Below are 24,261 nucleotides of genomic sequence, written 5' to 3' on the forward strand. Positions count from 1 at the left end.
CCGAGAAGCGCTTCGCCCTGAGCGTTGCCCGAGCCGCCCGCGCTGGCGCGGCCGCGCCGCCGGTCGACCTGGCGGTCGAGGCGGAGGTCGCCCGCGCCGCGTCCGCTCAACGTCCCGCCGACGGTCTGACCGAGACCGCCCGAGCGGCCGCCGCTGAGGACTCCGCCGACCTGGCCGCCGAGGCCGCCGCCGCCGAGAAGCTGGGCCTGGGCCGGAACCGCGAAGAACGCGGTGCCCGCGGCGGCGAGGATGAGGGTCTTTTTCATGGTAACACTCCCCGAAAGGTGAACTGATGTCCGGGGAACGACGGCGGTCGCGGGATTAATCCCGGGGTCGCAATTAATTTCGCGGCGGCGGCGTCCGGCAGGAGGCGCAGATGAGGCCGCGGCCATAGCGGCGGTCGCGCGCGCTCGCTTCGCCATCGAGCGCCGCAAGCGGGTCGCGCGAGCCAACATGGCGGGCGAGGCGGCCGGCGACGAGCGGCACCGCGAACGAGGTTCCGCGAACCACCCGAAGGCCGCCATTCGGATCGGCCGCGGCCATGTCGGCGCCGGGCGCGGCGTAATCGAGGTGCGGCGTTCGCCCGGCCTCGATCAGCAACCGCCCGCGCGAGTCGACCGCGGTGACTGCGACGCTCTCCGGATAGGAGGCGGGATAGGAAGGGGGCGCGGCCGGCCCGGCATTGCCGACCGATGCCACGACATAGGTGCCGCGGCGGTGGGCCTCGGCCACGGCGCGGGCGACGATGGCGTTGTTGGGACCGGCGAGGCTGATCGCGACGACTCGGACGCCGCTCCCCACCATCCAGTTGATCGCGCGCACGAGGTTGGTCGCGCTGCCGCCGGTGCGCGCGCCGCCGAAGATGTCGGCGACCTTGAGGCGCGCGCCGGGAGCCGCGCCGCGGACCGCCCCGTCCCCCGCGATGAGCGAGGCGACCGCGGTGCCATGGGCGCTCGGCTGGAGCCCGGCGGCGGTGAAGCCGCGCTGCTCGATGCCGCCGCGAAGCGCCGGGTGAGACGCGACGCCGCCGTCGATCAGGCCGATGACCGGCCCACCGCCCCCGCCGCGCTGAACGACTGTCCCGGAACTGGTGACGGCACCCGCCCCGGCCCCGCTCGGCAGGTGGAGATGGTCGGCGCTCGCCTCCAGCCCCGGCGCGAGCCGGCGCAGGCGCGCGAGAGCGACGTCCACCGACAGGCCCGCGGGCGGGCGCAACCGCACCAGCTCGAAGCCGAGCTCCTCGACCGCCTCGCGACCGATCACCGCGAAGCCCGCCCCCTCGACCGCCGCCAGGAGGATCGGATCCGGGTCCATCGCGACGACCTCGCCGCGCACCGCGGGGCCGTCGCGGGTCATCTCCAGCGTCTCGGGATGCGCCCGCACCAGGGCGTCGAGCGCTTGCCGCCGCTCGCGGGCGAGGCGCTGGGTAGCCCGGCCGACGTCGCGCCTGAGCCCGTCGACCGGGCGAAGCACCTCGCCGCCAACGCCGCCGACCGAGGGCAGGCTCGGGAGCTGCGGCGCACGCGGCAGTAATTGCGCCGTCGCAACGCCGGCGCCGCTTAGGCTCGTCGCGAGCGCGGCGAGGATCATGATGGTGGGTTTGTTCAGCTTTCCTGCTCCCAATTCCTGCGCTTCAAAATAATCATGTCGCGCGGGGATTAAACGGCTGCCAGGGGTCGTTTCCTCCATGAATGACGTGCCGGAGGGAGGGATTGAAGGCGTTCGAGGCAGAATTGGCGGGTCTGCTGCCGCGCTTGCGCCGTTTCGGCCGGGCGCTGGCCCGCGATGCCGCGGATGCCGACGATCTCGTCCAGACCGCGCTCGAGCGGGCGCTCAAGGCGCGCGCCCAATGGGCGCCGGGAACGCGGCTCGATTCATGGATGATGAGGATCATGCGCAATTGCTGGATCGACGAAACGCGCAGCCGCACCCGCCGCGCCAGGACCCTGGCGCCGGAGGAGGACGGGCTCGCGGTCGGCGATCCCGCCCCCGGCCCTGAGCAGGCGGCGGCGATGCGCGACGTCGACCGGGCGATGGCCGCCCTCCCCGAGCAGCAGCGCGAGGTCATCGCTCTCGTCCTGGTCGAGGGCCTCGCCTATCGCGAGGCCGCCGACATCCTCGATATCCCGATGGGCACGCTGACATCGCGGCTGACCCGCGGGCGGCAGGCTTTGGTGCAGATGCTGGAGGCGGCGTGATGGAATGGGATGACGAACTGGTCGCCGCTTATGCCGATGGCGAGCTGCACAGCCTGATCCAGGACCGTTTCGAAGAAGCGCTGCAGCGCGATGACGCCCTCCGCGCCCGGGTCGAGCGGGAGAAAATGCTGCGTGCCCGCCTCGGCGGCCATTTCGACCCAGTGCTGGACGAGCCGGTGCCGGACGCGCTGCGCGGGATGCTCGCCCCCAGGCCGGCCGCGGACGTGGTGTCGCTCGACGCGCACCGGCGGCGGCCGGACCGGGCATGGGTGCCGACAGCCATCGCGGCGAGCCTCGTCGTCGGGCTTTTCGGAGGGCAGTATCTCGCGAGCGGCGGCGGCATCTCGACCTTGCCGGCCGCGGGCGGCGATCTCGCCCAGGCACTCGACACCCAGCTGGCCTCGGCTCCGGCGACCGCCGGCGCGACGCGCATCGGCACCACCTTCCGCGACGGCGAAGGCCGCTTGTGCCGGACCTTCGACGGCGCGGACGTTGCCGGCTTCGCCTGCCGCGACGGCCGCGCCTGGCGGATCGAGATGCTGGCGCCGGGGTCCGGGGCCCAGGCCTCCGGCTACCAGCAGGCGTCGAGCGGCGCGATGCTAGCGCTTCAGGCCGCGCAGGAGCGGATGGCCGGCGAACCCTTGGGCGAGGAAGAGGAGCGCCGCGTGCGCGACGCCGGCTGGCGCTGAGCCCGAAGGCGGTGGTGACCCCGACAGGATTCGAACCTGTGGCCTACAGATTAGGAATCTGTCGCTCTATCCTGCTGAGCTACGGGGCCGTCCACCGCCCCGCCTTTTCCGCCAAGCGCCTGCCGTAAGTCAATTCTCCTCGCCGGGCGGCGCCACCGGGAACAGCAAAGGCGCGACCGGGACGCCGTCCTCGGCGAGACTGGCGGCCTGGTCGGGCGTGGTCTGGCCGTGGATCGGGCGGGAGTCGATGTCGCCGACATGCATGGCGCGCGCTTCGGTCGCGAAGCGGTCGCCGACCCATTCGGATTTCTCCAGCATCTCGCGCTGGAACGCGGCCATCTTGCCGAGCATCTCCTTCACCGCGGCCGGCGGGGCGGACATCATGTCGGTTGCAGGTGCGACACTCCCGCCTTTCTTCGGCACCGCCGGCGCCATCGGCGCCTTGGCGACGTCCGGGTCGCCGCAGATCGGGCAGGCGACGAGACCGCGTTCCTTCTGCGACTCGTAATCGTCCGTCGAGCCGAACCAGGCCTCGAAGACATGGCCCGCGGACGCGCAGCGCAGGTCGAAGACGATCATTGCCGCACCGGTTCCGGGATGATCCGGCGATGGGCGAGCACCGGCAGGCGAGTGCGCACGTCGCCGAGCATGGCCATGTCGAGATCGGCGAAGCCGAGCGCCGGGCTGTCCTTGCCCATGTCGAGCAGAACACGGCCCCACGGATCGACGACGAGCGAATGGCCGTAAGTGGCACGGCCGTCCTCATGGTTGCCGCCCTGGGCCGCGGCCACGACGAAGGCCTCCGCCTCGATCGCCCGGGCGCGCAGCAGCACGTGCCAGTGTGCCTCCCCTGTCGGCACGGTGAAGGCGGCGGGGATGCTGAGTAGTGCCGCGCCGGCCTCGCTGAGCCGGGCGTACAGGGCGGAGAAGCGCAGATCGTAGCAGATCGACAGGCCGATCGGCCCGAGCGGGCTGTCGGCGAGGACCGGCGCGTCGCCGGCGGCGAAGGAGGCGGATTCGCGCCAGCTCTCGCCGGTCGGCAGGTCGACGTCGAACAGGTGCATCTTGTCGTAGCGGGCGCGGATGGCGCCCCGGTCGTCGATCAGGAATGAGCGGTTGACGAGGCGGTCGCCTTCCTCGGCGAGCAGCGCCAGCGAGCCGAGCTCGACCCAGATGCCGTGCCGCCGGGCGGCCTCGCGCACCCGCGCGAGCAGCGGGTCGTCGGCCTCCCGCCGATAATGCGGCGCGGCCCGCTCACGGTCGCGGTCGAGCAGGCCGCTCATCTCCGGGGTGAACAGCATCGCCGCGCCACCCGCCGCGGCCTCCGCGATCGCGCCGGCGAGCGCGTCGGCATTGGCGGCCGGGTCGATCCCCGTCCGCGCCTGGTAGACGGCGATGCGCATTCAGGCCTGCAGCAGTGGATCGAGCCGTCCCGAAGCCTCGAGCGCGTGGAGGTCGTCCGATCCGCCGACATGATGGTCGTTGATGAAGATCTGCGGCACGGTGAACCGCCCGTTGGCGCGGCTCAGCATCTCGTCGCGCTTCGCGCCGCCGAGCGTGATGTCATATTCCTCGAAGGTGATGCCCTTGTCGCTCAGTAGCCGCTTGGCGCGGGTGCAATAGGGACAGAACATCTTGGTATAGATCTCGACGTTCGGCATTCGCGTTTTTCCTCGTTCGCGCCGCAGGTGACCGTGGCCGCCGCGACTGTCAATGTTCGCCGTCGCGGACCACCCGCGCCCAGCACAGCACCGAAACCTCCGCCGCGCCGGCCCGCTTGAGCACGCGGGCGCAGGCCTCGACGGTGGCGCCGGTGGTGAAAACGTCGTCGACAAGCAGGATGTTGCGCCCGGCGATCGCCGAGCGGTGACTCGGGTTGAGCCGGAAGGCTCCCCGCACGGTGAGCCGGCGTTCACGCGGGCTCATGCCCTTCAGGGGCGGAGTTCGCTTGACCCGAAGCAGCAGGTCGGGGCGCATGTCGAGCCCGAAGCGGCGGCACAGCGCCGCGCCGATCAGCGCCGACTGGTTGTAGCCGCGCCGCCAGATCCGCCAGCGATGAAGCGGCACCGGGCACAGGATCGGCTGGCGCGCTAAGTCGACATGGCGCGCCATCAGGCCCGCCATCGTGCCGGCGACGCCCGGCTTGCGGCCATATTTGAGCTTGAGCGCCACCGCCCGGGCGAGCTCGCCATAGGCCACCGCGGCGCGCAGCCGGTCGAAGGCGGGCGGATCGGCCATGCAGCCGGCGCAGAGCGCATCCTCGCCCGCCCCGCCATGCTCGAACGGCAGCGCGCATGCGGCGCAGCAGGGCGGCCCGAGCAAGTCCAGGCTGGACCAACATGGGTAGCAGAAGGCGTCCTGCGCCTGGGTCACCAGGCCGCAGCCCGGGCAGCGCGGCGGAAGCGCGAAGTCGACGACGGCGCGCAGCCCGGCCCGCGCGTGCCGCGCCGCGCCCGCGATCATGCGCCGCGGCAGCCGCGGTTGACAGTCGAGTCAAAGCCCATCATGTCGCCCCCTCACCTCCCGAGGCCCGATGGCGGAGTGGTGACGCAGCGGACTGCAAATCCGTGCACGCCGGTTCGATTCCGGCTCGGGCCTCCACATCTTTCTGCCCGATCGCCTTGTCCCCGCAGCGCCAGTAAACCATGGCGGCGCCGAAAGAGGAACCGTGCGAATGACCTTTGACGTGGTGATCGTCGGGGCGGGCCATGGCGGGGCGCAGGCGGCGATCGCGCTGCGTCAGAACGGCTTTGCGGGCAGCATCGCGATGATCGGCGCCGAGCCGGATCTGCCCTACGAGCGGCCGCCGCTCTCCAAGGACTATCTCGCTGGCGAGAAGACGTTCGAGCGCATGCTGATCCGGCCGCCGGCGTTCTGGGAGGAGCGCGGCGTCGAGATGTTGCTCGGCCGCCGAGTCGTCGCGGTCGATCCCGAGGCGCATCGAGTAACCACCGAGGGCGGCGAGACGATCGGCTATGGCAAGCTGATCTGGGCCGCCGGGGGGACACCGCGGCAGCTCGCCTGCCCGGGCGCGGAGCTCGCCGGCGTCCACACCGTCCGCGCCCGCGCCGACGTCGACCGGATCGTCGGCGCGCTCGACCGCGTCGCGCAGGTCGTGGTGATCGGCGGCGGCTATATCGGCCTCGAGGCCGCCGCGGTGCTGACCAAGCTCGGCAAGCGGGTGGTCCTGCTCGAAGCGCTCGGCCGGGTGCTGTCCCGAGTCGCCGGCGAGCCGCTATCGCGCTTCTACGAGGCCGAGCACCGCGCCCACGGCGTCGACGTCCGCCTCGGCGCCGAGGTCGAGTCCCTGGTCGGCGACCGCGGACGGGTGAGCGGCGTTCGTCTCGCCGACGGCTCGCTGGTCGATGCCCAGCTGGTGATCGTCGGAATCGGCATCGATGGCGCGGCGTGTCCACTGCTGGAAGCCGGCGCCCGGGGCGGCAACGGCGTCGCGGTGGACGGCCGGTGCCGCACCTCGCTTCCCGACATCTTCGCGGTCGGCGACTGCGCGCTTCACTCCAACCGCTTCGCCGGCGGCGCGCCGATCCGGCTGGAATCGGTCCAGAATGCCCACGACCAGGCGACGGTGGCCGCGCGCACCATCGCCGGGCTGGAGATGGACTATGACGCCCTGCCCTGGTTCTGGTCGAACCAGTACGACCTCAGGCTGCAGACGGTCGGCCTGTCCATCGGCCATGACGCCACGGTGGTCCGCGGCGACCCAGGGGCACGCAGCTTCTCGGTCGTCTATCTGAAACAGGGCCGGGTGGTCGCGCTCGACTGCGTCAACGCGACCCGCGACTATGTCCAGGGGCGAAAGCTGATCCTCGACCGCCTCACGCCCGACGCTGCCATGCTCGCCGACGCGAGCGTGCCGCTCAAGGAATTGGCCGCGCGCTAGCTCAGCGGCAGCTGTCGACGGTGGTGACGAACTGATCGCCGGCCTGGTCGCGCAGGTCGTAGGTGAAGGCGCCGCCCCGGCGGATCGCCTCGCCGGTCTCGCCGGTGCACAATCCTCGCGCGACCTCGCGCCTAAACACGGCGATCGCCGTGTCATCGAAGTCCACGTCGAGGACGCCCGTATAGATGACCTCGGTGCCGCGCAGATCGACCTTGGTGATGGTCAGCACGCCGTCGCGCACCGGCAGGCCGGCGCGGTACGCCTGGACCTCGGCCCGCAATTCCTCGGCCAGGCGCTGCCGGTCAGCATTGGTCTGGGCCGCCGCGGCCTGGGCGGCGAATGCGAGGGCGGCCAGAAACAAAGTGCGTCGCATGATAGCTCCTCTCCTCGCCTGCTCTCGGTCAGGCCGGGGTTCGCGGCCCGTCGCCCCCCACCTTCCCGGCGGACGTGTGATCAGCAGCTCGAGACCGTCGTCTCGAAATCGTCGCCGTCATTGTCGCGCAGATTGTAGGTGTAGGCGCCGCCCCGACGGATCACCTCGCCGGTTTCGCCGGTGCACAGGTCGCGGCTGACCACGCGGCGGAATTCGGCGATGCGCGAGCTGGTGAAGTCGGCGTCGACGCGGCCGGTATAGATGATCTCGGTGCCGTCGAGGTCGACGTCGGTGATGGTCAGCACGCCCTCGCGGGCCGGCAGAGAGTTGCGGAACTCGCGCACTTCGGCGCGCAGCTCGTCCTCGAGGTCGGGATCGACGTCGCGGCGGCCGCGATCCTCGCGCGATCCGCGGTCACCGTCGCGGGCCTCGGATTCGTTGTCGCGGTCGCGTTCCGAGCGGGATGAGTCGCGATCCGACCGTTCCCTTTCGCCGCCGCCGCTGCCGCAGGCGGTCACCAAAGCGAGCGCGGTCAGGACGAGCAAAGTGCGCATGTCGGTCATTCCCCCAAATTGACTGCGCCGACAGTTGGAACCCGCGCCGTAAGTTGAGTCAAGCGCCGCCGTGCCAATGCGTTACGGCTTGCGCGGGCGGGCAGGCCCTGCTTTCCTAGGCGCCAACGGGGGAATTGAGCGACGTCATGTTGGCCAAGCGGCCCGAAAGCAGCGATGCGGAGCGGGCGATCCAGCCGCTGGACGGCTTCGACGAGGCCCATCGGGCGCTGCTCGACGACCGCGCGATCCAGTTCAGGCTGGAGCCGTTCCAGCCGCCCCGAATGGATCCGCCGCCCGACCTGAGCGGGCTCGTCAATCTCGCGCCGTTCTTCCGGGTCATGTTCTGGGTGCTGGTCGCAGCGGCGGTCCTGTTCCTGCTCTACCTGATCGTCAGCCGCCTGACCGGCTTCAGCTTACGCCGGCGCGGCGAGGCCGAGGCCGGGGAGCCGGAATGGCACATGGCGGAGCAGCCGGCGCGCCAGCTGCTCGGCGACGCCGACGCGCTCGCCGCGAAGGGCCTCTTTTCGGAAGCCGCGCATCTCCTCCTGTTCCGAAGCATCGAGGAGATCGATCAGCGCCGCCCGGACACGATCCGCCGGGCGCTGACCAGCCGCGACATCGCCGGGCTGCCGTCGCTCCCCCACGGGCCCGCCGATTCCTTCCGGGCGATCGTCCGGGCGGTGGAGCGCAGCCTGTTCGGCGGCCGCGATCTCGATGCCGAAGATTGGCGCGAATGCCGCACCGCCTATGAGCGCTTCGCCTTCCCCGAAAGCTGGCGCGGATGACCAAGGAAACCAGCCCCTTCCGCCCCGCTTTGGTGATCGGCCTGATCGTCGCGGGCCTGGTGAGCTTCGCCGCCTTCGTCATGCTGCTCAGCTGGGGTGGCCAGGCCGGCGGGCGCAGCGGCGGGCGCGGGACCGCGCTGTCGGTTGCGGCGATCGGATTCAAGGGGCTCGTCAACCTCACCGACCAGTTCTACGAGACCGGGCTGATCCGCAGCGGCGACCAATTGTACACTGACGATCTCGTCGTCGTCGCGCTCGAGCCGCAGACCGAGCGCTCCGAGGTCGAGCGGCTGCTCAACCAGCGCTACGACCGGCCAACAGTGCTGATCCTGCCCAAATGGGACGTCATCCGCGATCCCGAGCGGCGCGGCTGGGTGCGCAGCCTCGGCCCCGATCTCGGCGGTGCGGGCGAGCGCCTGCTCGGCGAGGGCGCCGAGGTCGAGATCCTGACCGCGCGCCAGAGCCGCGGCCGCACGCGCGGCTACGACATCCTCGCCGGCCTGTCCGTGCCGGTGCCGGCCTCCGCCCAGATCATCGAGGGCGATGGCCTCGAACCGCTGCTGACCACCGCGAGCGGCGACATTTTGGTCGGGCGCTACGGCGACCATCCGCTCTACGTCGTCGCCGATCCCGACCTGCTCAACAATCACGGCATCGCCGATCCCGACCGCGCCCGCGCCGCGGTGCAGATGCTCGCCGCGATGACGCCCGACGACAGCGGGCCGATCCTCTTCGATCTCACCATCAACGGCTATGGCGGCGGCCGCAGCCTTCTGCGCACTATCCTCGAGCCGCCGTTCCTGGCGATGACTCTGGCGCTGATCGCGGCCGCTTTCCTCGCCGGGCTTCACGGCGCGGTGCGTTTCGGGCCGGCGCGGCCGCCCGCCCGCGCCATCCCGTTCGGCAAGGCGGCGCTGGTCGAGAACAGCGCCGGGCTGGTGCGGCTCGCGCATCGCGAGGTGCGGCTCGGCGGCGGCTATGCCGCGGTGGTGCGCGACGACGCGGCCCGTGCCGGTGCTGCCCCGCCAAACCTCCATGACGAGGCGCTCGAAGCCTATCTCGACCGCTTCACGCGGCCCGGCGAGCCGCCCTTCTCGCACCTTGCCAACGCGCTTCGCTCCGCCCGCGACCGCCACGACCTGATGTCGGCCGCGCGCGCACTTTTCCGATGGAAGAAGGATCTGATCCGGTGACAGTCGAAATCGATAAGTCGGGCGACAACGGCCGAACGCTCGCCGTCGGCGAGGTGAAGGCGCTGGCCGACGACATCCGCCGCGAGGTCGCCCGGGCGATCGTCGGGCAGGACGAGGCAGTCGAGCTGATGCTGATCGCCCTCTTCTCCTCCGGCCATGTCCTGCTCGAAGGGCCGCCGGGCACCGCCAAGACCTTCCTCGCACAATGCTTCGCACGCGTGCTGGGGCTCGGTTTCGGCCGGATCCAGTTCACCCCCGATCTGATGCCCGGCGACATCCTCGGCTCCAACCTGTTCAATTTCCAGACCAGCCAGTTCACCCTGACCCGCGGCCCGATCTTCTGCCAGCTCCTGCTCGCCGACGAGATCAACCGCACGCCGCCCAAGACCCAGGCGGCGCTGCTCGAGGCGATGCAGGAGCGCGCCGTCACCATCGACGGCGTCACCCACGATCTCCCGCCCCATTTCATGGTCATCGCCACCCAGAACCCGATCGAGCAGCAGGGCGTCTATCCGCTGCCGGAGGCGCAGCTCGACCGCTTCCTGTTCAAGCACAAGATGGACTATCCGAGCCACGAGGAGGAGCGGCGAATCGTCGCCGCCCACGGCGCCCGCTTCGGAGCGCCCCGCCCCGAGGAATGGGGGATTACGCCCAAGGTCGACCCGACTCTGCTCGAGGCGGCGATCGGCGCCGTCGCGGCGCTGCCGATGGTCGGCGAGGTGGTCGACTATGTCGTCGGCCTGATCCGCTCGACCCGAACCGCGCCCGACCTCGAAGGCGGCGCTTCCCCCCGCGCCGCGGCCCTGCTCGCCGGCGCGGCGCGGGCGCGGGCGGCGCTCGACGGGCGGGACTATGTCATTCCCGACGACGTCAAGGCGCTCGCGCCGGCGGTTCTTCGCCACCGGGTCATCCTGTCGCCCGCCGCCGAGATCGAGGGCCGGCCGGTCGAGAGCGTCGTCCAGCGATTGATCGAAGAGGTCGAGGCGCCGCGTTGATCTATCCGACGCAGAGGATGGTGCTTCTGGCCGCCGCGGTGGCGCCGGTGGCCCTCGTCCTCGCGCTGGCACTGCCCGAGGCGTGGACCGCCGGCCTCGGCCTGCTCGCCTTGCTGCTCGCGCTCGCCGCCGTCGACGCGCTGGTCGGCCCCGCGCCGCGCCGGCTCCAGGTCCAGTGCGACGGCGCCCAGATCGTCAATGTCGGCGAGACGTTCGACGTCGAGATCCAGGCCCGCGGGACAAGCGCGCCGCGCGGCGCCGAGATCGCGCTCGACGTCGAGGGACCGCTGGCGCTGGTCGGTCGGATGCGGCGAAAGCTGCAGCCCGCGGCCGGCCTTCCGGTGTCCGGCGCCAGGGTCGCGCTGAACGCCGAGCGGCGCGGCCGCGGCCGCATAGCCGGCCTGTGGCTTCGCCTGCCCGGCCTTCTCGGCCTGGTGTGGAAGCAGCAACGGGTCGAGTTCGACCGGCCGATCCTGGTCACGCCCGACATCCGCCCGACCCGCGATGACGGGGTCCAGCTCGCCACGCGCGAAATGATGCACGGCCAGATCGCGCGCCAGCAGATCGGCGAGGGCCAGGAGTTCGAATCGCTCGCCGACTATCGCCAGGGCATGGACCGGCGCTGGATCGACTGGAAGCAGTCGGCCCGCCACACCCACCTGATCGCCAAGGAATATCGGGTCGAGCGCAACAACAACATCGTCGTCGCGATCGACAGCGGCCGCTCCATGTGCGAGCCGATGGAAGGCGTTCCGCGCATCGACAGCGCCGTCGCCGCGGCCTTGCTCACCGCCTTCGTCGCTCTGAAGCAGGGCGACCGAATCGGCCTGTTCGCCTTCGACTCCAAGCCGCGCGCGTCGAGCAAGGTGGTGTCCGGCCCGGCCGCCTTCGGAGTGCTCCAGCGAGTCGCGGCGGACATCGAATATTCGAGCAACGAGACCAACTACACGCTCGGCCTCGCCACTCTGGCGAGCGGGCTCAAGCGGCGCTCGCTGATCATCGTCTTCACCGAGTTCACCGACACCGTCGCCGCCGAGCTAATGATGAGCGCACTCGCCCCTTTGCTCGGCAAGCATCTCATCCTGTTCGTGGTGCTGCGCGACGCGGAGCTCGAGGCGTTCACCGCCGCCGAGCCGAACGAGCCGGACGACGTCAGCCGCGCGGTGACCGCCGCCGGGCTGCTGCGCGAGCGCCGGCTGGTGCTGACCCGGCTGCGCCATCTCGGCGTCGAGGTGGTCGAGGCGCCCGCCGCCCAGGCCGGGCCGGCGGTGGTCAACGCCTATATGGACCTCAAGCGGCGGGGGCGCCTGTGAGGTGGCGAGACAGCCCAGTTGCCTCCCCTCCAGCCCTTGCTGGAGGGGCTGGGGGTGGCCCTTCTTGTTCTCGGTCTAGAAAGGAAGAACCACCCCCGTCCCCTCCGCGAAGCCGCGGAGGGGTGTTCGAGGCAGGATCATGAGCACGCAGACCATCGCCCGCCAGTTCCGCGAGCAGCGCGAGAACGACTGGCAGCGCCTCGAGGCGATCCTCCGGGTCGCCGAGCGCAAGTCGGTGCGCGCGCTGTCGGACGAGGATCTGCTCGCCCTTCCCGTGCTCTACCGCGGCGCGCTCTCCTCGCTGTCGCTGGCGCGCGAGACCTCGCTCGACCTCGAGCTCGTCACCTATCTCGAAGGCCTGTGCGCGCGAGCCTATTTCTTCGTCTACGGCGTGCGCACGACCGCCGGCGCCAAGTTCCTCGCCTTCTTCCGCGCCGACTGGCCGGATGCGATCAGGAGCCTGTGGCGCGAGACCATCGTGTCGGCGCTGCTGATGATCCTCGGCGCGGTCGCGGCCTATCTGCTCGTCGCCAACGATCCGACCTGGTTCGACGCCTTCGTCCCCGGCGAGCTGGGCAGCGGCCGCGATTTCCAGGCGAGCGCCGAGGAGCTGCGCCGAACGCTCTACGACGCGCCGGAGGGCGGCACCGGCCTCAGCTTCTTCGCGACCTTCCTGTTCACCCACAATGCCCAGGTGTCGCTGATGTGCTTCGCGCTCGGCTTCGCGTTCGGCGTGCCGACGGCGATGCTGCTCGTCCACAACGGCACGATGTTGGGCGCGTTCTTCGCGCTCTTCCAGGACCGCGGCTTGGCGTTCGAGCTCGGCGGCTGGCTGTCGATCCACGGCACCACCGAGCTGTTCGCCATCGTGCTGGCCGGCGCCGCCGGCTTCCGCATCGGCTGGGCAGTGGTCTTCCCGGGCGAAGAGACCCGGCTCACCGCGGCGACCCGGGCGGGACGCACCGCGGCGATCGCGATGATCGGCGTGGTCATCATGCTGATGTGCGCCGGCCTGCTCGAAGGCTATGGCCGCCAGCTGATCACCGGCGACTGGACCCGCTACGCCATCGGCTGGACCCTGCTGCTGCTCTGGCTCGCATACTTTTATATTCCAAGGCGGCGCGCCGATGGTTGAGGCGCACGTTCTTGGCCCGCACGCGGCACGCGACCGGCGCAGCCTGGTCACTCCGGAAGGAGTCGACCTCAGCCTCGGCCTCGCCACCGGCGGTCAACGCGTCGGCGCGTTCGTCGTCGACCTGCTGATCATGGTCCTGGCGCTGATCGCGCTGACCCTGATCGTCGCCTTCTCGGCGGTCGGCTTCAGCGCCTCGGGCGGCGGCGAGTGGGCGCTGGAATTCGTCGGCGTGGTGTGGCTGCTCGGCTTCTTCCTGATCCGCAACTTCTACTTCATCCTGTTCGAGGCCGGCACCCGCGCCGCGACCTGGGGCAAGCGCGCCTTCGGCCTGCGCGTCGTCGCGCGGAGCGGCGAGCGGCTGACCAGCGAGAGCGTCGTCGCCCGCAATTTGATGCGCGAGGTCGAGCTCTACCTGCCGCTGTCCTACCTCATCTACGCGATGGTCGAGACCGACAGCGGCGACGCCCTGCTCGCCTGGGGCGGCGTGCTGTGGGTGCTGGTCTTCACCCTCTTCCCCTTCTTCAACAAGGACCGGCTGCGCGTCGGCGACCTGCTCGCCGGCACCTGGGTGGTGAACATCCCGAAGAAGAACCTCAGCTACGACCTCGTCACCCACGCCCCGATCGAGACGAGCCAGTTCAGCAAGGAGCAGCTCGACGCCTACGGCGTCTACGAGCTTCAGACGCTGGAGCAGGTCCTCCGCGACGCCCAGCCCGACACGCTGCGCCTCGTCGCCGGCACGATCCGCGAGAAGATCGGCTATTGGGGCCCGGGCGACGACTACGAATTTCTGTCCGCCTATTACCGCGAGGCCCGCGCCGTCATGGAGCGCGGCCTGCTGTTCGGAAAGCGCCGCGCGGACAAGCACGACCGCTGATCACCCCTCCGTTTCCAGGGAGGGGCCAAGATCACTGCAGTTCGTGGCGGCGCAGCGCGTGCCTCAGCTGATCGTAGGTGAGCTTCAACGCCTGGGCCGCTGCGCGCTGGTTCCAGCGGCATTTCTCGAGGGCGGCGGCGAGGATCGCTTTTTCATATTCGGCGACGGCGAGGCGGAAGTCGCCGCACTCGCCGGGATCGTAGGCGCCGGGCGCGGGCAAAGCCGGCAGAACCTGCTGCGCGCCGGCAGCTATCGCGTCCGGCTCCGCCTTGGGCCGCGACATGCTCGTCATCGGCGCCCAGGGCGAGGCGAAGGGGTCGAAGCTGATCTCGTCGATCGGCGAATCCGGAACGCCCCAGCGGTAGACGGCGCGCTCAATGACGTTCTTGAGCTCGCGGACGTTGCCGGGCCATTCATAGGTCAGCATGCGCTCGGTCACGCCTTGGCTGAAGCCCGGCCACAGCTCCCATTCCAGCTCCATCGCCATGCGCCGGCCGAAATGGTCGGCGAGCACCGGGATGTCGCTCTCGCGGTTGCGCAGCGGTGGCAGCGTGACGACCTCGAACGACAGGCGGTCGAGCAGGTCGGCGCGGAACCGCGATTCCTCGACCAGCCTGGGCAGATGCTCGTTGGTCGCGGCGACGATACGCACGTCGACGCGCAGCGGCTTGGACGCGCCGATCCGCGTGACCTCGCCATATTCGATGGCACGCAGAAGCCGGTCCTGGGCCGGGCTCGACAGGGTCGCGAGCTCGTCGAGGAACAGGGTGCCGCCGTCGGCCTCCTCGAAGCGGCCCGCGCGTCCCTTGGCCGCGCCGGTGAAGGCGCCGGCCTCGTGGCCGAACAGCTCCGCCTCGATCAAAGTCTCCGGCAGAGCGGCGCAATTCATGGTAATGAGAGGACCGTCCCAGCGGGAGGAAAGGTGGTGGAGACGTTCGGCGATCAGCTCCTTGCCGGTGCCGCGCTCGCCGATCACCAGCACCGGCCGATCGAGCGGCGCGGCGCGGCTGGCGCGCTCGACCGCGTCGAGGAAAGAGGTGGCCTGCCCCACCAGCTGCGTCGCCCGCTCCATTCCCGAAGCTTGGCGCAGAATCCCAGCTGTTGGCAACTTTTTTGTGAGCTTGGGCCCATCGGAAATGACCCTTTTCCGCGAAATTCCATGCACCACCAACGGTTGGCACACGCCTTGCTAAGCAACCGGCATGGCAAGCGACGACACTGCACGACTGCCCTTTGTCGGCATCAACCGGACGGCGGACGCGCCGCGCCCGGCGGAGTCGCTTCGCCGAATCCTTAAGGAGCCTGTGTTCATGGGAATTTTTTCGCGGACCCGCGACATCATCGCCGCGAACGTCACCGATCTGCTCGATAAGGCCGAGGATCCCTCCAAGATGATCCGAATGATCATCATGGAAATGGAGGAGACCCTGGTCGAAGTGCGCGCCTCGGCCGCCCGCACCATCGCCGACCAGAAGGAGATGCGCCGCCAGATCACCAAGCTGGACCGGGTCCAGGACAGCTGGGTCGAGAAGGCCGAGCTGGCCTTGTCCAAGAGTCGCGAGGATCTCGCCAAGGCGGCGTTGTTCGAGAAGCAGAAGGCCGCCGACCTTGCCGATCAGCTCAAGACCGAGATCGAGGTGCTCGACGACGCCCTGCGCGCGTCGGAGGCCGACATCGCCAAGCTTCAGAACAAGCTGCGCGAGGCCCGCACCCGCCAGAACGCGATCATGACCCGCATGGAAAGCGCGCAGAACCGCACCCGGATGCGCGAAATGTATGCCGGGCCCAAGGTCGACGAGGCCTTTTCGCGCTTCGACGTGCTGGAGCGCCACGCCGACCTCGCCGAGGGCGAGGCCGACGCGCTGAGCCTCGGCGCCGGGCCCAAGAGCCTCGACGACGAGATCGCGGAACTCAGGAATGCCGACAAGGTCGACGCGGAGCTGGAGGCACTGAAGGCCTCGCTGGCCCGCCGCACCAACGGCGGCGACGCCAAGCAGGAGGGGTAATCAAATGGAAGACGTGCTTATCCCTCTGATCGTCGTGCCGATCCTGTTCGTCGCGCTGCCGTGGCTGATCCTTCACTACGTCACCAAGTGGAAGGTCAATTCGAGCCTCACCGGCGAGGACGAGAAGATGCTCGACGAGCTTTACGAGCTCGCCCGCCGCCTCGAGGAGCGCATGAACACGATCGACCGCATCATGCAGGCCGACAATCCCGGCTGGCACCCGGTCGGCTACGAGCCGACCCGGCCGAGCCTCGACAAGCCCGCCGTCAGCGATTTCGAACCGCGCCGCAGCAATGCGCCGTCCCGCCAGGAGCGCATGTGATGGCTGGCCAGAACACCCGCTTCTATCTCGACAAGCAGCACGGCAAGTTCCTCGGAGTCTGCGCCGGAATCGCCGACTATTGGGGCGTCGACGTCACCATGGTGCGGATCGGCACCGTGATCAGTCCCTTCGTCATCGGCCCGCTGGTCCTCCTCGCCTATTTCCTCATTGCGTTCATGGCGCCGAACCGGCCCCGCGAGCTCGACGAGCTGGCGCCGGCCGAGAAGGAATTCTGGCAGAAGGTGCGCAAGAACCCGAAGCGCAGCGCCCGCACGGTCCGCGCCCGTTTCCGCGAGATCGACCGCCGCCTCGCCGACGTCGAAACCTATCTCACCAGCCCCGACCGTCGTCTCGCCCGCGAGATCGACAGCCTGCGCTGACCATTCACAGGGGGAATTGAATCGTGGATCCCGACAAGCTCGCCTTCTTCCAGACCATCTTCCCGTTCATCGCGATCATGGCCTCGCTCGGCATCGGCGGCTGGGTGCTGACCACCTGGCTGAGGATCAAGAACGGCTACCCGCTCGACGGCGCCTGGGGCCAGGCGGTCTATCCGAAGAAGAGTGACGAGGCGATGGAGCGCATCAAGCTGATCTCCCAGGAGAATGCGCAGCTCCGCGCCGAACTGGGCTCGGTCAAGGACCGCCTCGCCAATGTCGAGCGGATCGTCACCGACGACAGCCACCGGCTGTCGCAGGAGATCGACGCCCTTCGCCTGACCAAGAACTGAGAGACGCTGCCATGGACATCGGGTTGATTCTGTTCTTCTTCATCGTCGTCGGCATCCCGGTCCTCGCCGGAACGGGCGCCAAGCTGTTCAGCTCATGGCTCAAGCACAAGCGGGACATGGCCCTGGCGCTGAACGCCGAGACCGCCGAGAAGGCCGCCCAATATGCCGCGCATACCGAGCGGCTGGAGCAGCGCGTGCGGGTGCTCGAGCGGATCATCACCGACAAGGGCGTCGACGTCGCCGACCAGATCGAGGCGCTTCGCGACAAGCCGCTCAACTGACGCGCGCACGGACAGCCAGGAGAGACGAAGATGAGCAGCAATGTCGTGATCATGGTGGTTCTGATCGTCCTGATCACGTCGATCGCGGGGGTCATGCGGGCGAAATATTCGGTTCGCAGGGACCGTCACGGCAACCCGCTGCCGGCCCACGACAGCGCCGAGACCGAGCGGATGCGCGAGGAGATCAGGACCTTGAAGGAGCGGCTCGCGGTGCTCGAGCGCATCGCCACCGACCGCAACCACAGCCTCGAGCAGGAATTCGAGCGGCTTCGCGACCGCTGAGGAGGGTGCAGATGGACGGCATGCTCACGACCATGATCGTCGCGGTGGCGGGCCTGGCCGCGTTCCTGCTGCTGGTGGCCGCCCTGCTGCGCGGCTGGACCGACTGGCTCGCTCTGAAGCGCGCCGAGCTTGAAGCGCAAGACCAGGCGCCCGACTCGCCGACGCCGGCGGCGCGCATCGAGCTCGCCGACTTGAAGGCGCGTGTGAGACGACTTGAAGCAATCGCCAACGGCGTCGAATAATGACGAGCCGCGCGAAACGGTCTAACGCGCGCTCATGCCTTCTCTCGACGATGTTTACGACGATTACGAGCTGCTCGACGCGGACGACCGCTACCGGTTGCTGATCGACCTCGGCCGCGCGCTGGAGCCGATGCCCGACGCGCTCAAGACCGACGCCACCCTGGTGCGCGGCTGCTCGGCGGCGGTGTGGGTCTATCCGGTCCCCCAGGCCGACGGCCGGCTCCATTTCCTCGCCGACAGCAATGCGGCGATCACCAAGGGCATCGTCGCGCTGATCCTGCTCGCCGTGCAGGACCGCGCCCCGGCCGAGATCGCCGCCCTGGACATCGAGGGCGCGCTGGGGCGGTTCGACCTCAGGAACCAGCTCAGCTCCAACCGCACCCAGGGCATTCCCAACATGATCGCGCTGGTGCGCGAGACGGCGTCGCGGCTCGCGGCGTGAGCGAGGCGAAGGCGCCTGCGGAGGGCTTCGATCCGAAGCGCTTCATGTCCTATGTGCGCCGCGTCGGGCACGGCGGCACGCTCGGAATCGACTATGTCGACCATGGCCCCGACTGGGCCGAGCTCAGCCTGCCCTATGACGAGAAGCTGATCGGAATGCCGGACAGCGGGATCATCGCCTCCGGGCCGATCATCAGCCTGATGGACATGGCGACCAGCGTCGCCATCTGGTGCCGGCTCGACCGCTTCCGCCACCAGGCGACTCTCGACCTCCGCGTCGACTATCTGCGCCCCGCGACGCCGGGACGGACGGTGATCGGCCGCGGCGAATGCTATGCGGTCACGCGCAGCGTCGCCTTCGTGCGCGGAACCGCCCATGACGGCGACCCCGCCGACCCGGTCGCCCACGTCACCGGCACCTTCATGTTCACCGAGTAACGCTTGGCTCGATCAGGACCGGGAGAAGGCGTCCGCCCCAGTGCCCGTACTGCGCCAATAGTCGGCGAGCCCGATCTCACCGAGAAGGTCACGAAAGCGCGGATCGGCGTGCATCTGCCGGCAAGGCGGCGAGAAGAGGAATTCGGTGCCGCGCTGCTCGGGCGGCGTGTAGCCGCCTTGCTGCGGCGTGAAGAAGACGGGCGCTACGCGAAACCCGCGGTTGAAATAGAGCGCCTCGGCCGCGGCGAATGCCTCGTCCAGGCGGCCGAGGTGGGCGCTTATCTTGACGGCGTTGGTGCAGAAGCCGGCGCCGGCCGGCGCGGCGGCCATGTTGGCGCGCACCGCGGCTTCGATGTCTGCCGGGCTTCGGGTCATGATCGCGCGGACGCTGAGCTCGACGATCTCGAAATCGCGGTCCGGAATTCCGATGGGCCGGTTGGCGGCGTCGCCGATCAGCGCGAGCGCCCGGGTCGCGCGGCCGGTATAGGCATAGAGCCAGATGCGCGTGAACCAGATTGCGAACTGGCGCGGCCACATGCCGAGAGCGCGGTCGATCACGCGATCGCTCTCCTCGAGCCGATCGGCACAGAACAGCAGCCAAGCCAGCCAATATTGGTAGAAGGGCAGCGCGCTGGCCGCCTGCCCAGCCCGCTCGAGCGTTGCCACCCCGTCGCGAAACCGCCCAACATCGGCGAGCACCCGTGACAGCGCGCCGCGCGCCTCCAGCTGCGCCGGATCGCGGTCGAGAACGCGCCGCAACGCCGTCTCAGCGGCCGCCCAATTGCGGTAGATGGGCACTGCCAGGGCCTCCGCCGCCAGCGCATGGGCATTGCCTGGATCGAGCTCGAACGCACGGCGCGACGCCGACCGGGCGCGCGCGTGGACATCACTGGCCGTTTCCGGCGGCGCGAACTGTACGCTGAGCTGATAGGCGAGCGCGAGCATTCCCCATCCGTCGGCAAAATCGGGGGCGATCGTCACGGCCTCGCGAAAGGCGCTGACGGCGTTCGCCATGTCCTCGGCCCAGCCGCGGCGCAGCGACTCGACCCCCCGTTCATAGAGCTGGGCGGCGGCCGTAGGTACGACCGGACGGGCGGCCCGGGAGCCGAGCCAGATGCTGGCGGTGGCGATTCCCAGCGCCGCTCCGCCCAGGATCAGGGCGCGGCGATCGAGGCCGGTCCGCACACCGGCCACGCTGGGTCTCGAGTCCAGCCTGGCCGGCGATGCGGTGGACTCGGCTTCATCCCGCAGCAGCCGATATCCCACCTTCGTGATCGTCTCGATGTGGAAGCTGCCGCCGGCGGTGGTTCCGGCCAGGCGGCGGAGCTTCGAGATCACCCGGTCGATCGCGTTTTCGCTGACAATCCGGCCTTCCCAGCAGGCGTGAATGAGGTCGTCGCGCGACAGAATCTCTCCGTTCGCGTCCGCGAGCGCGACCAGGACCTGCATGACACGCGGCTCGACAATCTCCGCGCCGCTCGGGCCGATGATCTCGCGCGTCGCCGGGCGGACCTCCGCCGTGCCGAGCCGGAATGGGGGGCTGTGCGCCAGCACGACCGCAGTCCTGCTCATATCCGCTCCGCTCCGCGGTCAGCCAATCATCAGGCTTCGATCAGCCTCGGCGGCCACTTCATCAGGCCGAGATCCTGTCGGCTCCGCCCTGCCGATGCGATCCCTCGACGGGCGGCGCCAGGCGCCGCGCAGGACAGGAGATGAAGAGATGATCCGCACTATCCTTCCGCTCGCCGCATTTCTTACCACTCCCGCGCTCGCCGCGGAACCTGCGTCCGAGGACTACGCCTTGCCGCGCCTCGTCGCCGTGGAGGCGAGGATCGAATTAAGCGACCTCGACCTGCGAAGCCCGGCGGCCGTTGCCGAGCTCCATCGGCGCGTGTCTCGTGTCGTCGATGACATGTGCCGACCCGTCTCTGTCCCGGCAGGCCTGGGTCGCGGCCGTCTCGACGGCAATTGCGCTCGCCGGGCGCGGGCAAGTGCGCGCGCTCAGATCGAGCGGGCGATCGCGGCTCGGGCCGGCAGCCTGGAGACGGCAATGACTATTCGCGGCGCGCGGTGACCGGCGCGCTCATCAGGCCGAGCGGATCGGACGTGTTCCCGCTGAGCACGTCGCCGCGCCGCTCGAAGGTGAAGCTGTCCGCCATGTAGCCCGGCGGACCGGACACGACCTCGGCATTGTGGCAGGTGACCTGGATCGGCGCTTCGCCGGCGACCGCGCAATCCTGCCGCACCGACTGGCGGCCCATCGAGGTCGTCGCGTCGAGCTCGATCCGCGCCGTCGCGCCCGTGGCCACGAGCGTGCCGCGATAGGGTGTGCCGTTGATGGTCCACGATATCCGCCAGCGCCCGTCGATGTTCGCGCCGCTAGCGCTCGGCGCCGGCGCTTGTGGACTTGCCGCCACCGGCTCAGCCCGGCTGGGCGCGTCGGCCGCGGCGGTGTCGCCAGCCCAGGGCCGCGCGACGAGAAGCACAGCGACGATCAGCAGAGCGGCGCCCGCCACCGCCGATGCCAGAATGAGCCCGGTGCGGCGCGGTGACGTCTGCGCCGTCGGACCGCGAGAATGCGCCGCCGGGGTCGCGGGCCGCTCGGCCTGCCAATTCTCCGCGCCGGAGACGAGGTCTATGGAGCGCAGAAGATCGTGGAGCGCCGCAGGAGCCCCGCGGCCGTCCCAGCCGGAAAAATCAATCCCATGGATCTGCCGGAAGCCGAGCGGCGGCACGGTCCCGTCCAGCAGGAGCGGCACCAGTCGGTTGCGATTGCGGCCCTCCGCGGCCTCGTCCTTGACCCAGTGCGACGCCACCGACGCGCCCGACCAGGCGACGATCACCACATCCGCCGAGTCGAGTTCGCGGGCGATCTCCAGGGAGAAGTCGGACCCGCCGAATATCCTGCGGTCCCACCAGACCTCATGGCCGGCATGTTCGAGGAGCTGGGCGATCGGGCCGATCAACTCCCGGCCCTCGCGCGCGTAGCTCAGGAACAGTTTGGCCATGGCGCCCCGCTGTCGAAGCCGGGAGCCTCGCACCGCCGGTCGGGCATGACAAGAGCGTGGCTCGCGACGTCAGAAGCCGGCGCGGCGCTCCTCCGAGCGCTTGAGCACGTCATAGGCGGCCTGGATGGCGTGGAAGCGCTTGGCGGCTTCGGCGTCGTTCGGGTTGGTGTCGGGATGATTGGCCTTGGCGAGACGGCGATAGGCGACTCGCACCGCCTCGAAATCCGAGTCGGCTTCAAGCTCGAGCAGCTCGAGGGCGCGCATCTCGTCGCGGCTTCGGCTGCCGTCGCCCGGCCCGCCCCAGCCATAATGGCCGGCGCTCGCGAACGCGTCGGCGCCCATCCGCTCCTCGGCCTCGCGCTCCGCCGCGGCTTCGGCGGTCAGCCCCTCGAAATAATTCCAGTTGCGGTTGTACTCGGCGGCGTGGACCTCGCAGAAATACCAGCGGTCGCGGCTGTTGGGCGACTTCGGCGCGGGCCGGTCGCCGGGCTCGTTGCAGCCGTGGCGATCGCACAGGCGCACCGATTCCGCCGCGCGCGCGCTGCCATAGCCGCGCCAGCGCGGAAAACCCCAGTCGTTCGATCGTCCCGGTTTCGCCATGAGCCTTCATCTAGGGATTGAAACGGCAACGGGCCATGACCCAAAGGTCACGGCCCGTCATTTTAACTCCGCTAGGCGGCGGCCAGTGCCGCCGCGACAGCTTAGCGGTACATCATCCCACCGCCCATCGCTGCGCCGCCGACGATGGCGACGGCGACCGCGGTCACGACCAGGCCGGTGACGATCGCGCCGAGCAGGAACCAGATGATGATGACCACCGCCGTATAGCCGACCGCCTTCTGCTGCGGGATCCCGAGCACGGTCATGCTGCCGAGATACATGAGGTAGGCAGCATAGCCGTAGCCGGCGAGCACGACGAGAAGGCCAAGGATCGGAATGAACCCGCCGATGAACCCCGCCAGCCAGACCGGCGTGCTTGCGTAAACCAGCAGCTTCAGCGCCGCATTGTTGGTGTTGCGGCCATCGAAGCTCGGCGCCAGCGCGCCTGCGATGATCCCCATCAGGAAGAGAATGCCGAGACCGACGGCAAGGCTCAGCGCCGCCGTCACGAGCACGAAGGTGAAGCCGAGCGCGCCGGCGAAGATCAGGCCGCCAAGCAGCGTTCCGACGAACGGCAGCAGCGCGAGCGGCAAGGCATAGCCGAGGATCAGCCGGCCGGCATCGCCGGACTCCCCAGCGATCTGGGCCCATTCGGGCCGCGGCTGCGTGTTGATGTTGATGGCGCGTTGAACCAGGTTCATGAGACCCCCTCCCTGAATTGATCTGGAGCAACTCTAGGCGATTCGTACGGGAGCGCAACAATGCCAGAGGGTCTGTAAGCCGGGTTCTGTCCATCCCCGCTTGCGCGGAGACTGTGCGGCCATTCCTCTCGCCCTGCCCTTGCGGACAGGATCCAGCAACCAACCCGGGCGACGAGCCGGAACGTGGCCCATATGCCGCCCCTATTCGGTCTTGCTCCCGGTGGGGTTTACCGTGCCGGTCCCGTTGCCGGTCCCGCGGTGGGCTCTTACCCCACCCTTTCGCCCTTGCCGGGCCGAAGCCCGGTGGTCTGCTTTCTGTGGCACTTTCCCTGGGGTCGCCCCCGCCGGCCGTTAGCCGGCACCGTCGTTCCGTGGAGCCCGGACTTTCCTCGGGCGCTTGCGCGCTCGCGGCCGCCCGACCCTCTGGCGCGGCCTAGATAGGGCTTCAGCGGCGGAAAGCCAATCAGTCGTCGCCCTGAGGGCGCGGCAGCAGCAAGGCGAGCAGGATCATCCGGCATTCGGCGTCGATGTCGCCGTCGATCAGCTCGGGACGGAAGCGCCGCTGGAAGGCGATGATCGCCGCCAGCTTGTCGCTGACGTCGTAGCCGAAGCGCTCCAGCGCGAGCAGGAAGCCGGCCTCGGTCCAGTCCGGGTCCATCAGGTTCTTCGTCGGGCGCGGCAGCGCGAGGCGGAGGCGCGCGAGCTGGCCCCAGGGAAACAGCTCGCCCGGGTCGCGCTTGCGCGCTGGCGCGACGTCGGAATGGCCGACGACATTGCCGCGGCCGATCCTGTGGCGCTGCTTGATGTCGGCGACGAGCCGGATCACGGCGTCGATCTGCGCGTCGGGGAACGGCTCATAGCCGTTGCTGTGGCCGGGATTGTCGATCTCGATGCCGATGCTGTCGTCGTTGACGTTGGTGAGGCCGCGCCAATAGCTGCGGCCGGCATGCCAGGCGCGCCGCTCCTCGGGCACGAGCCGGACGACCTCGCCGACCTTCGTCACGAGATAGTGGGCCGATACGCCCGCCTCGGGGTCGCACAGCTTGGCGATCGCCTCCTCGGCGCTCAGCATGTCGGTATAATGAAGCACGATCATAGAGATCGGCCGCGAGCGTGCGTCGTGGTTCGGGGAAGGCCGCTCGATATACTCGGACATGGGCCGCGATCCCGCGCCAAAAGGCGCCTGAGGTCAACCTA

The 24,261-nt window shown here is 69.5% G+C and carries 32 protein-coding genes, 2 tRNA genes, 1 other RNA gene and 1 pseudogene; 20 read left to right on the forward strand and 16 right to left on the reverse strand.

What is annotated here, in order from left to right:
* Both G7B71_RS10620 and G7B71_RS10625 read right to left on the reverse strand, forming a co-directional pair.
* Window positions 1–266: pseudogene (locus tag G7B71_RS10620) on the reverse strand (hypothetical protein); the annotation flags it as partial.
* Between the two features lie 73 nt (window positions 267–339).
* Window positions 340–1,590 (reverse strand): S8 family serine peptidase, encoded by a 1,251-nt coding sequence (locus tag G7B71_RS10625; RefSeq protein WP_166040667.1) that lies wholly within the window; start codon window positions 1,588–1,590, stop codon window positions 340–342.
* A gap of 101 nt (window positions 1,591–1,691) precedes the next feature.
* On the opposite strand from G7B71_RS10625, the gene G7B71_RS10630 reads away from it, so the two are divergent.
* Both G7B71_RS10630 and G7B71_RS10635 read left to right on the forward strand, forming a co-directional pair.
* The gene (locus G7B71_RS10630; RefSeq protein WP_166040669.1) at window positions 1,692–2,198 is read left to right on the forward strand and encodes a sigma-70 family RNA polymerase sigma factor; all 507 of its coding nucleotides are present in this window, start codon (window positions 1,692–1,694) and stop codon (window positions 2,196–2,198) included.
* Window positions 2,198–2,887 carry an anti-sigma factor gene (locus tag G7B71_RS10635; protein ID WP_166040671.1) on the forward strand — a complete coding sequence of 230 codons (690 nt, stop codon included), beginning with the start codon at window positions 2,198–2,200 and terminating at the stop codon, window positions 2,885–2,887. The genes G7B71_RS10630 and G7B71_RS10635 overlap by 1 nt, the downstream gene beginning before the upstream one ends.
* Window positions 2,888–2,899: 12 nt before the next feature.
* Here G7B71_RS10635 and G7B71_RS10640 read toward each other — a convergent pair.
* The 5 genes from G7B71_RS10640 to G7B71_RS10660 form a co-directional block, all read right to left on the reverse strand.
* Window positions 2,900–2,976, reverse strand: a tRNA-Arg gene (locus tag G7B71_RS10640).
* A gap of 40 nt (window positions 2,977–3,016) precedes the next feature.
* Window positions 3,017–3,466, reverse strand: a complete 450-nt coding sequence (locus G7B71_RS10645) for a DUF1178 family protein (protein ID WP_166040673.1) — start codon at window positions 3,464–3,466, stop codon at window positions 3,017–3,019.
* Window positions 3,463–4,290, reverse strand: coding sequence for a carbon-nitrogen hydrolase family protein (locus G7B71_RS10650; RefSeq protein ID WP_166040674.1), 828 nt, complete (start codon window positions 4,288–4,290; stop codon window positions 3,463–3,465). Before G7B71_RS10650 ends, G7B71_RS10645 begins: the two co-directional genes overlap by 4 nt.
* On the reverse strand, window positions 4,291–4,548 hold the full coding sequence (grxC, locus tag G7B71_RS10655; protein ID WP_166040676.1) for a glutaredoxin 3: 258 nt from the start codon (window positions 4,546–4,548) through the stop codon (window positions 4,291–4,293). It lies immediately after the preceding gene.
* A gap of 49 nt (window positions 4,549–4,597) precedes the next feature.
* The gene (locus G7B71_RS10660; protein WP_166040678.1) at window positions 4,598–5,350 is read right to left on the reverse strand and encodes a ComF family protein; all 753 of its coding nucleotides are present in this window, start codon (window positions 5,348–5,350) and stop codon (window positions 4,598–4,600) included.
* Window positions 5,351–5,414: 64 nt separating this feature from the next.
* On the opposite strand from G7B71_RS10660, the gene G7B71_RS10665 reads away from it, so the two are divergent.
* Window positions 5,415–5,488: transfer RNA gene (locus G7B71_RS10665), tRNA-Cys, on the forward strand.
* A gap of 73 nt (window positions 5,489–5,561) precedes the next feature.
* On the forward strand, window positions 5,562–6,788 hold the full coding sequence (locus G7B71_RS10670; RefSeq protein WP_166040749.1) for an FAD-dependent oxidoreductase: 1,227 nt from the start codon (window positions 5,562–5,564) through the stop codon (window positions 6,786–6,788).
* A gap of 1 nt (window position 6,789) precedes the next feature.
* Here the strand turns inward: G7B71_RS10670 and G7B71_RS10675 are convergent, their stop codons facing one another.
* Both G7B71_RS10675 and G7B71_RS10680 read right to left on the reverse strand, forming a co-directional pair.
* A complete protein-coding gene (locus G7B71_RS10675; RefSeq protein WP_166040680.1) occupies window positions 6,790–7,161 on the reverse strand; it encodes a hypothetical protein in 372 nt (123 codons plus the stop codon).
* A gap of 80 nt (window positions 7,162–7,241) precedes the next feature.
* Complete coding sequence (locus G7B71_RS10680; RefSeq protein WP_166040682.1) at window positions 7,242–7,724, reverse strand: hypothetical protein; 483 nt, start codon at window positions 7,722–7,724, stop codon at window positions 7,242–7,244.
* 137 nt (window positions 7,725–7,861) lie between these two features.
* On the opposite strand from G7B71_RS10680, the gene G7B71_RS10685 reads away from it, so the two are divergent.
* The 6 genes from G7B71_RS10685 to G7B71_RS10710 all read left to right on the forward strand — a co-directional run bounded on the left by G7B71_RS10685 (window position 7,862) and on the right by G7B71_RS10710 (window position 14,013).
* A complete protein-coding gene (locus G7B71_RS10685) occupies window positions 7,862–8,500 on the forward strand; it encodes a DUF4129 domain-containing protein (RefSeq protein WP_166040684.1) in 639 nt (212 codons plus the stop codon).
* Complete coding sequence (locus G7B71_RS10690) at window positions 8,497–9,693, forward strand: DUF4350 domain-containing protein (RefSeq protein ID WP_166040686.1); 1,197 nt, start codon at window positions 8,497–8,499, stop codon at window positions 9,691–9,693. The genes G7B71_RS10685 and G7B71_RS10690 overlap by 4 nt, the downstream gene beginning before the upstream one ends.
* Window positions 9,690–10,688 carry a MoxR family ATPase gene (locus G7B71_RS10695; RefSeq protein ID WP_243406205.1) on the forward strand — a complete coding sequence of 333 codons (999 nt, stop codon included), beginning with the start codon at window positions 9,690–9,692 and terminating at the stop codon, window positions 10,686–10,688. Before G7B71_RS10690 ends, G7B71_RS10695 begins: the two co-directional genes overlap by 4 nt.
* The gene (locus G7B71_RS10700; RefSeq protein WP_166040690.1) at window positions 10,685–12,001 is read left to right on the forward strand and encodes a DUF58 domain-containing protein; all 1,317 of its coding nucleotides are present in this window, start codon (window positions 10,685–10,687) and stop codon (window positions 11,999–12,001) included. The genes G7B71_RS10695 and G7B71_RS10700 overlap by 4 nt, the downstream gene beginning before the upstream one ends.
* A gap of 139 nt (window positions 12,002–12,140) precedes the next feature.
* Window positions 12,141–13,136: a stage II sporulation protein M gene (locus G7B71_RS10705; protein ID WP_166040691.1), complete on the forward strand. Its 996-nt coding sequence runs from the start codon at window positions 12,141–12,143 to the stop codon at window positions 13,134–13,136.
* Window positions 13,129–14,013 carry an RDD family protein gene (locus G7B71_RS10710; RefSeq protein WP_166040693.1) on the forward strand — a complete coding sequence of 295 codons (885 nt, stop codon included), beginning with the start codon at window positions 13,129–13,131 and terminating at the stop codon, window positions 14,011–14,013. The genes G7B71_RS10705 and G7B71_RS10710 overlap by 8 nt, the downstream gene beginning before the upstream one ends.
* Window positions 14,014–14,044: 31 nt before the next feature.
* Here G7B71_RS10710 and pspF read toward each other — a convergent pair whose 3' ends face one another.
* Window positions 14,045–15,085 carry a phage shock protein operon transcriptional activator gene (gene pspF / locus G7B71_RS10715; protein WP_166040696.1) on the reverse strand — a complete coding sequence of 347 codons (1,041 nt, stop codon included), beginning with the start codon at window positions 15,083–15,085 and terminating at the stop codon, window positions 14,045–14,047.
* Window positions 15,086–15,323: 238 nt separating this feature from the next.
* Between pspF and pspA the strand changes: the two genes are divergently transcribed.
* The 9 genes from pspA to G7B71_RS10760 all read left to right on the forward strand — a co-directional run bounded on the left by pspA (window position 15,324) and on the right by G7B71_RS10760 (window position 18,755).
* Window positions 15,324–16,019, forward strand: coding sequence for a phage shock protein PspA (pspA, locus tag G7B71_RS10720; RefSeq protein ID WP_166040698.1), 696 nt, complete (start codon window positions 15,324–15,326; stop codon window positions 16,017–16,019).
* 4 nt (window positions 16,020–16,023) lie between these two features.
* Window positions 16,024–16,341 (forward strand): envelope stress response membrane protein PspB, encoded by a 318-nt coding sequence (gene pspB / locus G7B71_RS10725; RefSeq protein ID WP_166040700.1) that lies wholly within the window; start codon window positions 16,024–16,026, stop codon window positions 16,339–16,341.
* Window positions 16,341–16,721 carry an envelope stress response membrane protein PspC gene (gene pspC / locus G7B71_RS10730; protein ID WP_166040702.1) on the forward strand — a complete coding sequence of 127 codons (381 nt, stop codon included), beginning with the start codon at window positions 16,341–16,343 and terminating at the stop codon, window positions 16,719–16,721. Before pspB ends, pspC begins: the two co-directional genes overlap by 1 nt.
* A gap of 77 nt (window positions 16,722–16,798) precedes the next feature.
* Window positions 16,799–17,071 carry a hypothetical protein gene (locus G7B71_RS10735; RefSeq protein WP_166040751.1) on the forward strand — a complete coding sequence of 91 codons (273 nt, stop codon included), beginning with the start codon at window positions 16,799–16,801 and terminating at the stop codon, window positions 17,069–17,071.
* 11 nt (window positions 17,072–17,082) lie between these two features.
* Complete coding sequence (locus G7B71_RS10740; RefSeq protein WP_166040704.1) at window positions 17,083–17,352, forward strand: hypothetical protein; 270 nt, start codon at window positions 17,083–17,085, stop codon at window positions 17,350–17,352.
* Window positions 17,353–17,382: 30 nt separating this feature from the next.
* Window positions 17,383–17,634, forward strand: coding sequence for a hypothetical protein (locus G7B71_RS10745; protein ID WP_207774775.1), 252 nt, complete (start codon window positions 17,383–17,385; stop codon window positions 17,632–17,634).
* Between the two features lie 11 nt (window positions 17,635–17,645).
* Complete coding sequence (locus G7B71_RS10750) at window positions 17,646–17,876, forward strand: hypothetical protein (RefSeq protein WP_166040705.1); 231 nt, start codon at window positions 17,646–17,648, stop codon at window positions 17,874–17,876.
* 34 nt (window positions 17,877–17,910) lie between these two features.
* Window positions 17,911–18,318 (forward strand): SufE family protein, encoded by a 408-nt coding sequence (locus G7B71_RS10755; RefSeq protein ID WP_166040707.1) that lies wholly within the window; start codon window positions 17,911–17,913, stop codon window positions 18,316–18,318.
* A 44-nt stretch (window positions 18,319–18,362) separates the two neighbouring features.
* A complete protein-coding gene (locus G7B71_RS10760; RefSeq protein ID WP_166040755.1) occupies window positions 18,363–18,755 on the forward strand; it encodes a PaaI family thioesterase in 393 nt (130 codons plus the stop codon).
* Between the two features lie 12 nt (window positions 18,756–18,767).
* On the opposite strand, the gene G7B71_RS10765 is transcribed toward G7B71_RS10760, so the two are convergent.
* A complete protein-coding gene (locus G7B71_RS10765; RefSeq protein ID WP_166040709.1) occupies window positions 18,768–20,327 on the reverse strand; it encodes a winged helix-turn-helix domain-containing protein in 1,560 nt (519 codons plus the stop codon).
* Window positions 20,328–20,475: 148 nt separating this feature from the next.
* On the opposite strand from G7B71_RS10765, the gene G7B71_RS10770 reads away from it, so the two are divergent.
* Window positions 20,476–20,829, forward strand: a complete 354-nt coding sequence (locus tag G7B71_RS10770) for a UrcA family protein (protein WP_166040711.1) — start codon at window positions 20,476–20,478, stop codon at window positions 20,827–20,829.
* Here G7B71_RS10770 and G7B71_RS10775 read toward each other — a convergent pair.
* The 5 genes from G7B71_RS10775 to G7B71_RS10795 all read right to left on the reverse strand — a co-directional run bounded on the left by G7B71_RS10775 (window position 20,810) and on the right by G7B71_RS10795 (window position 24,220).
* A complete protein-coding gene (locus tag G7B71_RS10775; protein WP_166040713.1) occupies window positions 20,810–21,763 on the reverse strand; it encodes a toll/interleukin-1 receptor domain-containing protein in 954 nt (317 codons plus the stop codon). The genes G7B71_RS10770 and G7B71_RS10775 overlap by 20 nt on opposite strands.
* 69 nt (window positions 21,764–21,832) lie before the next feature.
* Window positions 21,833–22,363, reverse strand: a complete 531-nt coding sequence (locus tag G7B71_RS10780) for a J domain-containing protein (protein ID WP_166040715.1) — start codon at window positions 22,361–22,363, stop codon at window positions 21,833–21,835.
* A gap of 101 nt (window positions 22,364–22,464) precedes the next feature.
* The gene (locus G7B71_RS10785) at window positions 22,465–23,064 is read right to left on the reverse strand and encodes a Yip1 family protein (RefSeq protein ID WP_166040717.1); all 600 of its coding nucleotides are present in this window, start codon (window positions 23,062–23,064) and stop codon (window positions 22,465–22,467) included.
* Window positions 23,065–23,123: 59 nt separating this feature from the next.
* Window positions 23,124–23,491, reverse strand: an RNA gene (rnpB, locus tag G7B71_RS10790) — RNase P RNA component class A.
* A gap of 36 nt (window positions 23,492–23,527) precedes the next feature.
* Window positions 23,528–24,220, reverse strand: coding sequence for an N-acetylmuramoyl-L-alanine amidase (locus G7B71_RS10795; RefSeq protein WP_166040719.1), 693 nt, complete (start codon window positions 24,218–24,220; stop codon window positions 23,528–23,530).
* Window positions 24,221–24,261: the final 41 nt, after the last annotated feature.

Origin of the sequence: Sphingosinicella sp. YJ22, assembly GCF_011320075.1 — a bacterium.
Lineage (GTDB): Bacteria > Pseudomonadota > Alphaproteobacteria > Sphingomonadales > Sphingomonadaceae > Allosphingosinicella.